General features: G+C 43.5%; 8 protein-coding genes. 4 read left to right on the top strand and 4 right to left on the bottom strand.

Annotation, left to right across the window (positions count from 1 at the left end; genetic code table 11):
• Positions 1–3: 3 nt before the first annotated feature.
• The 3 genes from CDO84_RS08315 to CDO84_RS08305 form a co-directional block, all read right to left on the bottom strand.
• On the bottom strand, positions 4–456 hold the full coding sequence (locus CDO84_RS08315) for an OsmC family protein (protein WP_040083105.1): 453 nt from the start codon (positions 454–456) through the stop codon (positions 4–6).
• A gap of 69 nt (positions 457–525) precedes the next feature.
• Positions 526–1233 carry a poly-gamma-glutamate hydrolase family protein gene (locus CDO84_RS08310; RefSeq protein ID WP_014664055.1) on the bottom strand — a complete coding sequence of 236 codons (708 nt, stop codon included), beginning with the start codon at positions 1231–1233 and terminating at the stop codon, positions 526–528.
• Between the two features lie 279 nt (positions 1234–1512).
• Positions 1513–1746, bottom strand: a complete 234-nt coding sequence (locus CDO84_RS08305) for a hypothetical protein (RefSeq protein ID WP_014664054.1) — start codon at positions 1744–1746, stop codon at positions 1513–1515.
• A 223-nt stretch (positions 1747–1969) separates the two neighbouring features.
• Here CDO84_RS08305 and aprX point away from each other — a divergent pair, with 223 nt between their 5' ends.
• From aprX to CDO84_RS08285, 4 genes are all read left to right on the top strand, one after another.
• Positions 1970–3298 (top strand): serine protease AprX, encoded by a 1329-nt coding sequence (gene aprX, locus CDO84_RS08300; RefSeq protein WP_040083107.1) that lies wholly within the window; start codon positions 1970–1972, stop codon positions 3296–3298.
• Positions 3299–3408: 110 nt separating this feature from the next.
• Positions 3409–4233 carry an MBL fold metallo-hydrolase gene (locus tag CDO84_RS08295; protein ID WP_082033002.1) on the top strand — a complete coding sequence of 275 codons (825 nt, stop codon included), beginning with the start codon at positions 3409–3411 and terminating at the stop codon, positions 4231–4233.
• 78 nt (positions 4234–4311) lie between these two features.
• On the top strand, positions 4312–4668 hold the full coding sequence (locus CDO84_RS08290) for a protein YmzB (protein ID WP_014664051.1): 357 nt from the start codon (positions 4312–4314) through the stop codon (positions 4666–4668).
• Between the two features lie 229 nt (positions 4669–4897).
• Complete coding sequence (locus CDO84_RS08285; protein WP_040083109.1) at positions 4898–6112, top strand: cytochrome P450 family protein; 1215 nt, start codon at positions 4898–4900, stop codon at positions 6110–6112.
• A 42-nt stretch (positions 6113–6154) separates the two neighbouring features.
• On the opposite strand, the gene CDO84_RS08280 is transcribed toward CDO84_RS08285, so the two are convergent.
• Complete coding sequence (locus CDO84_RS08280; RefSeq protein WP_040083111.1) at positions 6155–13762, bottom strand: beta-ketoacyl synthase N-terminal-like domain-containing protein; 7608 nt, start codon at positions 13760–13762, stop codon at positions 6155–6157.
• Between the last annotated feature and the right edge of the window lie 4 nt (positions 13763–13766).

The following is a 13766-nucleotide window of genomic DNA, read 5'->3' as shown; positions in this document are numbered from 1 at the left end:
TCATTATTCTCCTCCCACTTTTACAGAGGCTTCAAGCTGCAGCTCAACATTCCCTTGAATCGCGCGCGAAATCATGCATGACGACTCCGCTTTTTCACAAAGCTTGTGCGCCAATGCGATGTCGTCTTGTGAAGCATCATGTTTAAGCACAACAAAGGGACGGTGAATGATCTTTTTGTATGTAAAGACTCCTTTCGTGACGTCGACAATACCTTCTGACTCCATCTGCAAGTCTTCTTTTTCCAGCCCGCTTCTTTCCATCATCGCTGCAAGTGTAATAATATAACAGGTCGCTGCCGCACCGAGAAGCATTTCATCAGGGTTGGTCCCTTCTCCCGGTCCATCCATTTCTTTAGGGATGGAAATCGATGTGATCAGGTTACCGCTTTCGATCGTACCCACATCATTGCGTTTACCCGGCCAGTTCGCTTTTAAATAAAAATGATGATCTGCCATTGTTTTGCCTCCTTGTTCATCCTATTTCAGTCTACTGATCTTCTCGTATTTTGTCTCCTGATCTGCTTGTTACGAATACTCTTTTTCCAGGACACCTTTGATCGCACTGACATAAGCATAAAATTCACTGTTCTTTGTGTATTTTCTATTTTTATAATAAAAATCATCAAAAAATGCTTCTCTCTGCTCGCGGCTGATTTCCAGCTGTATACTTAGCCCCGTTTCTCCTTGGTTGTTAATATTTTCGGCATTCAATCCAGCGAGACCGCTTTTAGACGACGCTAATTCAGCGGAAAAACCTCTCCGCTCAAGAGCTCTCACAATCATTTTTGCCCGCTTTCGGTCCGTTCCCCCTACAAGGGTATTCTTGTTCTCCCCTTTATATCCGTGAAAAGCCACCACATATTGATGCTCCTTGATTTTCTTTTTAGCTAATGGCTCATCAAAATTGGTGCTTGTAATATGCAGCGTTTGGTTATCATGGGACTTCAGCCCTTCAAACAGGTATGTAGAGTATTCATGATTGAAATACCGAACAAGCTCACTTACTCCGCCTTCAATTCTTCCGCCATGCGGAGACATAATTAAGACTTTGCTTCCTTTTTTCTCATTATATGAAATATCGTAATCGGCTGGACTCTCATTCTCTGCCAAGCTGCTGAAATTTGAATATGTATCTGGCTGATTTGATGGTTCAGGTTCTAATGAGTAATGAACATATCTCAAGAACAAGACAATGGCTAAGACTAATATGACATTTAGTAAAAATCTTCTCATGTTTAACTCCTTTCATAAGAATGGCACGGTTCATTATATGAGGTTTAGCCAATAGGTTTTATCTTACCATTGTATACACGATATCATCAGTGAAAAAGTTCCCGGTTTCAAAAAATCAATTGATTGTCACGGTTATTAGCGGTTCATTTCAAATAAGAGTGAAAAAAGGTTGAGAGGAAAGCCAAAAAAGGTAGGAACAACCTCACTTGGCAAATAAATGTATATAGGTTTAAGGAGGGTTTTCGTAACAGGCTGGCCGCTTGCTGAGACGGACGCCTGTTACTGGCCTGCAAAATAAAGATTTTTCTTATTTGTTCTCACAAAGTCACAGGAGAGGATAGAGTCCAACAAAAATGTTCTGATCTGTTGTTTCGAAAAACAAAATGCTTTGATTTTCGTTTTGCTTTTCTGCCTTACAATAATCGTTCTTTTACTAATTGTTCCGTCTTTCTTCATATATATAATGCTGATTGGCATTTGGCTTTCCAAAGATCGATGTAAGTAGAAATTCATACAGCCGCTCTCCCCTTCCCAGTTTGATATGACCACATTATAATACGAACAAACGTTCCTTTTCAATCCCCAATGATTTCCTCAACCTCTCATCCATCGTATCTAATACGAAAGATTCATAAAAACAAACTCTTATCCGCCTCTTATAAAGGACAAACAAACTTACCAAACCTATCATCTGTTCATAGAGTATACAGAGAACCTTATAATAGGAGGAAAATACATGTTTGGGTACTCTATGGTACAAATGGTGAGAGCAAATGCTCATAAGCTAGATTGGCCGTTACGGGAAACCGTATTGCAGCTTTACAAGCCCTTCAAATGGACTCCTTGCTTCTTGCATAATTTTTTCGAAACCAAATTGAAAAACAGAAAAAGAATGTCAGTCATTATTGAATTTGAGGAAGGCTGTCACGAGACCGGCATTCAAATGGCTGGGGAGGTACTGCAAAAAGAAAAACGGAGTAAGCTAAAAACCCGCTTCAACAAAATCAACTGCTGCAGTGCGGAGGTTACCCCCTCAGCATTACATTCTCTTCTTTCTGAATGCAGCAATATCCGTAAAGTGTATTTAAACCGCGAAGTCAAAGCGCTTTTAGACACGGCAACTGAAGCAAGCCATGCGAGGGAAGTCGTCCGAAACGGGCAAACCCTGACAGGAAAAGGCGTTACTGTCGCTGTTGTCGATACAGGAATCTACCCGCATCCTGATTTAGAAGGCAGGATTATCGGGTTCGCGGACATGGTCAATCAAAAAACAGAGCCATACGATGATAATGGTCATGGCACACATTGTGCAGGTGATGTCGCAAGCAGCGGCGCATCCTCTTCCGGAAAATACCGCGGACCTGCACCGGAAGCCAATCTCATCGGCGTAAAGGTTTTAAACAAGCAGGGTTCAGGAACGTTAGCAGATATTATAGAGGGTGTTGAGTGGTGTATTCAATACAATGAGGACAACCCTGATGAACCGATTGATATTATGAGTATGTCGCTCGGGGGCGATGCCCTTAGATATGATAATGAACAGGAAGATCCGTTAGTCAGAGCGGTTGAAGAAGCGTGGAACGCAGGGATTGTCGTCTGTGTCGCTGCCGGAAACTCAGGCCCTGATTCGCAGACCATTGCAAGCCCGGGCGTGAGCGAAAAAGTGATTACAGTAGGTGCGCTTGACGATAACGATACTGCAAGCAACGATGATGATACGGTCGCTTCCTTCTCAAGCCGCGGTCCGACAGTATACGGGAAAGAAAAGCCCGATATTTTAGCGCCGGGTGTTAATATTATTTCCCTTCGCTCTCCGAATTCCTATATTGATAAGCTTCAAAAGTCAAGCCGTGTAGGATCTCAGTACTTCACAATGTCAGGAACCTCGATGGCAACACCAATTTGCGCAGGAATCGCAGCTTTAATTCTTCAGCAAAACCCGGATCTTTCACCCGATGAAGTGAAAGATCTTTTGAAAAACGGCACGGACAAATGGAAAGATGAAGATCCGAATGTGTACGGAGCGGGCGCTGTCAACGCGGAAAATTCCGTTCCCGGCCAATAAACAGCATCAAAAATCCGGCAATTTTCTCTCAGCAGAACTGCCGGATTTTTGTTTGAATATTCATAACCATAAGGTAAAATAATGGAAAATGGATGAAGGAAGTGAAGAAAGTGCCATATTATATCTGCAACACATGCGGTGTGCAGCATGCACAGACTGTAGATCCGCCCAACTCGTGTCTGATTTGCGAGGATGAGAGACAGTATATTCATCCTGATGGACAAACTTGGACAACTCTTGAAGACATGCGTGAGAAAGAAAACCTTCAAAACATTCTCAAAAAGGAAGAAGACCATCTTTACAGCATCAAAACTGAACCAGAGTTTGCGATCGGACAAACAGCCCATCTGATCCAGCATAAGGGCTTTAATGTGCTGTGGGATTGCATTTCATATCTTGACCAAAGGACAATTGACCAAATCAACGAATTAGGCGGTATTCAAGCCATCGCTTTGTCTCATCCACATTATTACTCTACTCAGGTTGAGTGGGCTGAAGCATTTCAGGCCCCGATCTATATCCATGAAGATGACAAAAAATGGGTGACAAGACCAAGCAATCACATTCACTTCTGGTCAGGGGAAACGCTCAGCATGAAGCCGGGGCTGGACCTTTACCGACTGGGCGGACATTTTAAAGGCGGTGCTGTTCTTCATTGGAGCAACGGCAATAAAGGGAAAGGATGTCTATTGACTGGAGATATCATTACGGTTACGGCGGATCGAAACTGGGTCAGCTTTATGTACAGCTACCCAAATCTCATTCCCCTTCCCGCATCCAAAGTTGAAGAAATAGCAGCCAAAGTGAAACCGCTTCAATTCAACCGGCTTTACAATGCTTTTTCTAAAGTTGTCAAAGAAAATGCCGGCGAAGCTGTCCAGCGTTCTGCCATACGTTATATCAAGGCTTTGAACAGCGAATTGTTTCATACATAAGGGGTGAGGCGGCTCTTTTCCGTGTAAAAGATGCAGCAATTGGGAATAGTATCGTGTAGATCAAAAGGAGGAATATTGATGGCACACACGAATACACAGCTTTCCCAATGGCTGGAATCAAAAGTCGGCCAGACACTTGATATTAGAAAAGGTGAATTGACCCATGATGAAGAGATATCAGACTTGGATCAGATTGTTCTCCACCTTCAAAAAGTGGCTATACGAAGCACGAGTCACCCTGATGACTATGTAGCGAAAGAAGAGCTCGTTTTAGAAGGTGAAGGAACAACCTTCACTGAGGACGGAAACGTGCCGCTTCCGCAAAATGCCTATGAGATTCCTTTATTAGGTGATATTCATATTCATCAAGAAAACGAAGGATTGAAGGTCGTAACAGATCGTGCAGTATATACAATTGATATCCAGCACAGCTGATTCTCACTTTCATCGAAATAATGCAGCTTAGCGCCTTAGAGCATTCGCTCAAAGGCGCTGCTTTACATCAAGCCCTTTTTTTGCTTTTTCGTTCTTCATCCTATTGAATGACGCCTATAATAGATATATAGTTTTAGAGACAGGATTACATTTCAAATCATTCTGTTTTTTGTAAACGAGTTCAGCAATTTGATTCATCTATTTACCCTATTAGGCGAGGAGAATGCAAATGGAAAAATTGATGTTTCATCCGCATGGTAAAGAGTTTCATGATAACCCTTTTTCAGTTTTAGGACGATTTAGAGAGGAAGATCCCATTCACCGATTTGAATTAAAACGGTTCGGAGGCACGTATCCGGCTTGGCTAATAACCCGATACGATGATTGTATGGCCTTTTTAAAAGACACTCGAATTACAAGAGACGTGAAAAATGTGATGAGCCAAGAACAAATCAAAATGCTCAACGTTAGTGAAGATATCGATTTTGTTTCCGATCATATGCTGGCAAAAGACACACCTGACCATACCCGCTTGAGATCACTTGTTCATCAAGCATTTACTCCCCGAACCATTGAAAATCTGCGCGGCAGCATCGAACAAATTTCTGAACAGCTTTTAGATGAAATGGAAAAAGAAGATAAAGCGGATATCATGACATCCTTCGCTTCCCCTTTGCCTTTTATTGTTATATCTGAATTGATGGGTATTCCTAAAGAAGATCGAACACAGTTTCAAATCTGGACCAATGCGATGGTTGATACCTCTGAAGGTAACAGAGAGCTGACTAATCAAGCCCTTCGTGAATTTAAGGATTATATCGCCAAGCTGATCCATGACAGAAGGATAAAGCCAAAAGACGATTTAATCAGCAAACTTGTGCATGCTGAGGAAAACGGCAGCAAATTAAGCGAAAAAGAGCTTTATTCCATGCTGTTCTTGCTCGTTGTAGCGGGCCTTGAAACGACTGTAAACTTACTCGGCTCCGGCACCCTCGCATTGCTGCAGCATAAGAAGGAATATGAGAAGCTCAAGCAGCATCCCGAAATGATTGCTACAGCGGTTGAAGAATTGCTGCGATACACCTCACCTGTCGTTATGATGGCAAATCGTTGGGCCATCGAAGACTTTACATACAAAGGGCATTCGATCAAAAGAGGAGACATGATTTTTATAGGCATCGGATCTGCCAATCGCGATCCGAACTTTTTTGAAAACCCCGAAATTTTAAATATAAATCGGTCGCCTAACAGACATATTTCTTTCGGTTTTGGCATTCATTTCTGCTTAGGAGCGCCTCTTGCCAGGCTGGAAGGCCACATTGCATTTAACGCACTTCTGAAGAGGTTTCCTGATATTGAACTCGCGATGCCTGATGACATTCAATGGAGAAAAAATGTCTTTTTAAGAGGATTAGAAAGTCTCTCTGTTTCACTTTCAAAATAACATTCAAAACGCCCCCTTCAAAAGAGGGGGCGTTTGTGTTTCTCAGCGCTTCACCAATTCATCTTCTTTTTTCGCTTCATGTTTTTTCCTGAAAGCCTTAAGGAAATTCGCATTTACTACTCCCTTATTTGAATAGAGCTTTTCGCAAAATTCTAACATGGCTGCTGATGCTTTCGGTTCGGTTAATATCATGAAGTGGTTGCTTGAATCGACATCTACCAGATGGAAATGGGGAATTTGCCGCTCCCATTCCTCCCAATAGACAGCTTGATCAAACGGTTCTTTTTCATTTGATAAAGTGAAATAAATGTCTAAATCACCAAAGAAAGACCTGCTTTTGTTGCGGAAATAATAACATTTTACCGCCTCAGGGTCAGGGAGAGGCTTAACAGTATACGTCTCCAAATCATAGGCGCGCTGTGTTTTCATCATTTGCTGAGCCTGTGAACGTATTTGCTTCTCTGGTTTGTTTAGCCCTCGTTCTTTTGCCAGTTCAATCAACACAGACAGGAATTCTTCATCCTCTAAGCTTATGTCCACCTCTTCACGGCTGATGAGGACATCAGTAAGCTTATCCCGTTTCGCAATCGATGCCAGCATCGTATTAATTGTTTGCAGCATTGACGTTTTCATAGATGCCTCATACTCTTTTGTCTCAGAACGATATGGGGAGTCAATCATCACCATGCTTTTGACAGAAAGGCCTTGGCTTTGCAGCTGGCGTGTGACTTCATATGCAATCATCCCGCCTAATGAATATCCGCCTACATCATAAGGGCCTTCAGGCTGTATGGATCGAATGATCTCTATATAATAGGAAGCGATTTGTTCAATTCCATGCAAAGGAGCATAATTAGTCATGAATCCTCTGGCCTGAATGCCGTAAAAAGGGCGCTGGCTCTTTTGTGCAAATTGCTGATAGATTTCAACCCCTCCTACTCCGCCATGGAACCAAAAGACAGGACGCCCCCGCTTGCCGTCATTTAACGGTATCAATTCCGGAAACGTGCGAGCGTGATCATTTTGCAAGGATGTATCCTCCTGTTTCTTTGCGATCAAGTCCGTCATGTCCTGAACCGTATGACATGCTTGAAGCTCCGTCAAGACTATGTGAGGGTTTACCTTTGATTGCAATTGCTGTAATAACTGTATGCAAGAAATCGAATCAAACCCGTACTGCTGCAATGGCTTTTGAGGCTGCAGTTCATCTGGAGCCATCCCTAATACATTTGCTAATATGTGAGGATCGCCGCTGTTGTTGATATGCTCATCCTGTGAAACAGAAGGCGTATTCTCTACTGCTTGAAAGCCCTTCCAGCAGCTTCTCTTTTCAAATGGATAGGTTGGCAAAGGTATTCTGCGGACACCTTTTCCTTTATAAAGCTTCTCCCACGGGATTTGCACCCCTTTTGTCCAGCAAAACGCGATCTTTTCAAGGTTGTTTCCGGACAACAAAGACTCGATCACCATTTCTCTTAATGGTCCATCAAGCAATGTTTCGATATCTGACGTGCCATTTTCTTCATTTCCGCTAAAGACAGGTACAGTGTTTTTCGGCTTATCGCCTTTTTTCTCAGCCAAGCAGGCTTGCAGGCCGTTTACCAGTTCTTCTTTATTGCGGACAACCAGTGCCAGGCGGTCCCCCATCTCCTCTCGGCCGGTTTGGAGTGTATAAGCATAATCTTGTAATGACAGTTCTTGTTGTTTATTCACATAGTCAAGCTGCTGTTGAACAATTGCTTTTAGCCTGTCCTGATTCTTTGCGGAAAGAACCACAATGTGGGAATCATGCTCATTCATACTAACCGGTGGTTTTGGTAAAGGAATATATTCTTCTAAAATGACGTGCGCATTTACGCCTCCAAAGCTATAGCTGTTGATACTCGCTCTGCGAGGAATTTTGTTGCCTGCATCGTCATGAAAATCTCCCCATGGCTGGTTCTCGGCAGTCACTCGGAAGCGGGTGCCCTTTATTGACACCTGGTCATTCAAAGATGAAAATCCGGATATGCCTGGTATTGTTTGATGCTTCATCGCCATGCTGACCTTCATAATAGCAGCCATGCCGGAGACGAGTTCACCGTGTCCGATGCTCGGCTTTAAGCTGCTGATATAACATGGCGCTTCCTCCTGTACTTCCTGAAGTTCCATCTGACTGGATCCTGACTTTAACGCCTCCAATTCTATCGCGTCTGCCAATGGAGAGGCGATCCCATGCGCTTCTATATAGGTCACCGTTTTGGGATCAATTTGTGCTCCTTGATAAGCCTTCTTCATTGCATCCTTCATACCGGCCGGATTTGGTGCATGAAGTGACATTCCCCTGCCGCCATGCGATACACCTGAACCTTTAATAACCGAATAAATATGATCAGAATCATCAATGGCTTTTTGCAAAGGTTTAATAATGAGAACTCCTGCTCCTTCACTTCTGACAAAGCCATTTGCATCTGCTTGAAAGGATTTGGCCTGTCCTTTCTTACTCAAATAGCCCATTGAGTCGAAGCCAATAAAGCCTTTTGGTGAAAGCAGCAAATTCACAGCCCCGACAATGGCTTGCTCACATTCGCCGTTTCGAATGGATTGTATAGCTCTGTGCAAAGCCACTAGAGCTGAGGAACAGGCAGCTTCATAATATTCACTTGGCCCTTTTACATCAAGCGCATAGGATATACGGTTTGGAATTAAGGAAGGAATCACAGCTGTATCCGTATTGCCGGCTGCGACAAATACTCCTGTCGGGCGGCTTGATAAGGCCTGTCCGGTTAAGCCTGCGTCTTCCATCGCCTTCCATGCATGTATCAAGAGCAGAAACTCCTGTGGATCCATATTCGCCGCTTCTTTAGGCGATATGCCAAAAAACAGGGGATCAAACTCACCTATTCCTTCTATAAAACCGCCCCATTGAAGGCTTGATTGCCCTTCCTTATCGGCTGAGGCATATTTTCTCCAGTCCCAGCGTTCTTTCGGCACTTCAGAGACACAGTTCTTTCCTTGAATCATGTTATTCCAAAATTCCGTTACGCTGTTTGCTTTCGGAAACTGTCCCGACATGCCGATAATGGCTATCCCGTCAGCCGCGTTGTTGGTTGCTTTATCTGTCTTCATCTCAAAAGCCGGAATCTGTTTCATTTTGATTTCGGATTGAGCTGGGCGTTTCTGCTGCTGATCAGTTTGGCCAAACAGCCGCACAAATGATGTTTCATGTTTGGCTTCAAAAAATTCGGTCAGCTCATCAACAGTCGGATATTCAAAAAACAGTGTCGGATTTAATTCGATCTTTGTCTCTGACTCCATCTCCCTTGTCAGTGCAACCAACTGAGAAGAATCGATTCCAAAATCCATGATATGCGCTTTTGCAAGAGACAATTTTGATGGATCGGCCATGTTGACTGACAGTTTATCTATTACATAGCTTCTGATACGTTCTTTCAGATTGCTGTCCTTGATGGCCGTATTTTCAATTCCTCCTTGATTCGAAATACGAAGCTGCTTCAACGAGTAGCCTGAATAGTGGAGGACTGTTTCTGACGACTCATTGATCACATCTACATCAAACAGAAGCATGTCACCTGTATTTTTCACCATTGTAATTAAAAGCCAGCAATCCTCTTTTATCGTTTGCTTTGTAAACTGGATATCATTGATTCCAAATGGCAGGTACCCTCCCGTCATGTCAAACTGCTCTAAGAAGCTGAGGATGGCCAAGTAGGCGCTGTTTGTCACCAATGGGCTTACAGTGTAGTGATGATCGTTTGCCAGCCCGTTTTGAGGCAGGCGAATTTTTGCCAGTATAGACTTGTGATCTCTGTAGAGATGAGTAATTGTCTTAAATAACGCCCCCCATTCAGGGCCGTTTTCGGTTTTATACATCCGATCAATGTGATGAAGCTTGGTTAATGAATGCTTAACGTTCTCGATATTTACTTTTTTCGGCTTAAAAGAACCGATTTCGCATTGTCCGATTGCGGCAGGCTTCCACGAACGAGAAGCCGGCTCACGATACATGATTTGCAGTTCTATGACATGATCTTTTTGCAGCGGCTTTGCCTGCAGTTCAATGGTCTCGCCTTGTTTGATGACAATTGGATTGATATAGCTCAATTTGATGATACGGCCGCTGTTTTCCTCAGGGAACAAGTTAAAAAACGCTTCAATGGCCAGACTGCCATAAGTGGCACCGACAAGCACCCGTTCATTGTTGAAGATATGTCCTTGAACATAAGGCTCATCATAAGTGAATTGATCCTGTATGACCGGCTGATGGATATCGCCTTCAACAGCTGGCGAATTCTCATTGATCGGCGTTACATCGAAATGAAATGATGTATTATGGTCAAAGGCATAGTGAGGCAGATGAACCCAGCCTGTTCCTGTAGCTTCTTGAAAAGCAATCGATCCCCCTTGTACCCACTGCTCTGCTGCGCTTATTTCTCTATCATTAGTTGCTGATTCGGCACATGGCTGTAAATCGAACGATGTATAAATGCCTTGCTGGAGTGAGCTTTTTTCTGATGTTCGGAACATCCTTAGTTTTTCGGACAGCTCCTGAGTCGATGTCACTGTAAATGCAGCCCTATGCTCTAAATTGTGGTTGATCCGGTGTAAAGCCTGGACAACGGGTTCAATATCCATAGACGCTTCCTTCCCTAAAAACAATTCCATGTTTTCAAGGTAGCTAAGCAGGCTCCATTTGGTTTTGGCTGAAAAAACGGCAGTGAATTCCTGCTGGCGGGAAGCGAGATGTTTTTTCTCAGAGGCCGTCTCTATATATTCTTCTATAATGAGATTAGCATAGGCACCCCCCGCCCCGAAGGAATTGATCATGCTTCTGCGCGGCAACTGCTTTCCAGTGTCAGGATCATTCAAACGAGGCCATGGCTCTGTTTGTTTCTGAAGATAGAAAGCCGTGTTTTCCAGCTTAATATTTGGATTGACAGGCGTCGCGTTAATTGTCGGCACCAGTGTCCCATTCTTCATCTGCAGCAGCACTTTTGTCAGCTGAGAAATGCCTGAAGCCGCCTCTAAATGCCCCAGATTGGATTTGACAGAGCCTATCGCACAAAACTGTTTCTTGTTTGTATATTGCTGAAACGCGTTTGTTAAGGCAATTACTTCAATAGGATCGCCAAGTGCCGAGCCATTTGCCGCCGATTCAATATAGCCGATAGTCTCTGGATCAATGCCGGACTGCTGAATTGATTTGGCAATTAATTTCGCTTGCTGCTTCGGGTCCGGAGCTGTATACATCTGTCTTCCGCCGCTATGGTTGGCAAAACTGCTTTTGATCACAGCGTAAATATGATCCTGATCCTCAATTGCCTTCGATAGCGGTTTTAACAGGACAGCACCGACGCCTTCCCCGGGAATAAGCCCGTTTCCTGTGCCAAAACTTTTGCTTTGATTGCCGCTCCCCAGCAGATTGGCACGCTCCAAAGAATCATATTTAGAGAGATCGAGTGTTAAATTGACACCTCCAGCAATCGCCATTGAGCAGCTTTTCAATTTTAGGCTTTCACATGCAAGATGTATGGCGTTTAATGAACTGGAGCATGCTGAGCTGACCGCGATACTCGGTCCGGTCAGGTTAAAAAAGTGGGAAACCCGATTTGCAATGTGCCAGTCTCCCCCATTTGAGCTGAGGACTGCCTGCTCTAAAGATGGGATATTCCAAAAATACTGGTTATACATATTCCCTATAAAAACACCTACTCCGTCATCATCCCGCAATTTATCCAGCCGGGTTCGCGTATAGCCGCCGTCCTCAAACGTTTCCCAGACGGTTTCTAAACATAAACGGAGTTCCGGTGTCATTTCCATCACCCGGTTTTGCTCCACCTCAAAAAGCTGATGGTCAAATGCCTCTATATCTTGTAAAAATCCGCCATAGCGTTTCTTATTCGACGGCTTTTTTGGATCCTTTGATAATGTTTTCAATAAAGATGTGCGCCATCTGGATTCCGGTGCCTCTGTTATACAATTGTCTCCAGCGATTAAATGCCCCCAAAGCTCTTCTAAACTGTTAGACATCGGATAGCGCCCGCTTACCCCGATTATTGCGATATCTTCTGTACGAGGATCATTTAAAGGTGTTCCTTGCAAATTACTTGTCTTTTCTTTTTTTGACGGTTCGGTATTTGCCAGCTGAGTTTCAGTGACTTGCTGCTCTAAAACAAAGCGGCGTGTATTAAGAGCAAATGGCTGATTAGGGGCTTTACGCTCTGTTTGAAGAGGAGCTTCATTTTTTGCAGGCTGCGTTTTTTCCTTTAACAATGCTGTGCGGAGCTTATTTTCATGCCCTTTTACCAAATAATCGACGAGTTCTTTTGTATTGTTATGTTCAAATAAAATGGTTTTTGGAAGCTCCCCCGTCACCTTTTCTAATTCACGGATGAAATTCACCTGCAAAATCGAATCAATTCCATACTTCTCGAATGTCGTATCTTCATGAATACGTTCTGGTGATAGTTTGATCGATTTTGCCAAGGTATGCTTTACAAATTGAGTCGTTTGTTCGATGAGAGAATTGCTTTTCTGTGAATGAGCTTTTTCAGCATTTATTTGTATATGGCTTTGATCTGCCCCCGTCTCCGTTCTCTTCTTTTGCCGGACGACTCCGTTACTTTCAGCGGCAATGATCTGCTGGCCGAGCTGATGAGATTGTTCAGCCATAAAGGAAACATAGCGAAATCCCTCACTCTCAAGCACCATTTTCCAAGTGTCTGGATACAAACCCGGGCAGCCCGGTATGCGGAGATCAGGGTCCTCATACAGCCACCAGCCCTCTAAAAGGCCAAACGTCAAATGCGAATATATATTATGATTACTTATTTCATTTAAAAGGAGCAGCCCGTTCTTTTTCAAAACTGCTTTTGCATTTCGCAATGTCTGCCGGATATTTTTTGTGGCATGAAGCACATTTGCCGCGATAACTGCGTCGTAGCCTCCCGCGTCAATATGCTGTTCAGCCGCCGGCTCCTCGACATTAAATCGTTTATATGTCAAATAAGGATTGTCCGGGCCATACTTATTTTCTGCGTGCATTAAAAAAGCTTTAGACAGATCTGTATAACAATATTCTTTTATATGTGTCTGCCAGGCTTTCAATTTTTGAAAAACTGCCGCGCTTGTCCCGCCGGTTCCGGCACCGATTTCTAATATTCGAATCTTCGCCCCAGGTTCTTGCTTCAGGCGTTCCTGCAGATAGGCTGTTAACGTATCCGCCAGCACCTCATTAAAATAGTCTGCGACTTGATTGTTTTTATAGACCCCTTCTACTAAATCCATAGATGAATCCGGAAACAGGATATCGGTGGCAGACGACTTGCCGGTCAAAATCTCCGGCAAGGCTTTAAGTGCTGTCTCCACCAATGTCACCATGGCTTTCATATTATCATCTTGAAGCAGGTTTGATTTTTGTTGATTCCATTCCTTCCATAGTTCATCTATATTCTCCATTGAGCATGTGGGAATATATCCGTTCTCCGTTCGCTTCAGGTATTGCTGCCGTTCTAAAATGGATTGGCTTTCTTCGAACCATCTGCCATAGAAATTCTCCAATACCGGCTGAGATTTACTTTCAGTGAAAAAACCTATGGACTGCAATTGTGCAAAAAGCATTTTACAGAGAATGTCTTCTGTATTCAGCATTGGC

Source organism: Bacillus sp. MD-5 (assembly GCF_002201875.1).
Lineage (GTDB): Bacteria > Bacillota > Bacilli > Bacillales > Bacillaceae > Bacillus > Bacillus stercoris.
Note: the sequence above shows the minus strand (reverse complement) of the source record. Positions and strands in the feature narration are given on the sequence as shown.

Bases quoted from the DNA above. Each gene is read 5' to 3' on its own strand.
- CDO84_RS08280 (WP_040083111.1), bottom strand. From the start codon at position 13,762: ATGCTGAATACAGAAGACATTCTCTGTAAAATGCTTTTTGCACAATTG.
- CDO84_RS08310 (WP_014664055.1), bottom strand. From the start codon at position 1,233: ATGAGAAGATTTTTACTAAATGTCATATTAGTCTTAGCCATTGTCTTG.
- CDO84_RS08305 (WP_014664054.1), bottom strand. From the start codon at position 1,746: ATGAATTTCTACTTACATCGATCTTTGGAAAGCCAAATGCCAATCAGC.
- CDO84_RS08290 (WP_014664051.1), top strand. From the start codon at position 4,312: ATGGCACACACGAATACACAGCTTTCCCAATGGCTGGAATCAAAAGTC.
- CDO84_RS08315 (WP_040083105.1), bottom strand. From the start codon at position 456: ATGGCAGATCATCATTTTTATTTAAAAGCGAACTGGCCGGGTAAACGC.
- aprX (WP_040083107.1), top strand. From the start codon at position 1,970: ATGTTTGGGTACTCTATGGTACAAATGGTGAGAGCAAATGCTCATAAG.
- CDO84_RS08285 (WP_040083109.1), top strand. From the start codon at position 4,898: ATGGAAAAATTGATGTTTCATCCGCATGGTAAAGAGTTTCATGATAAC.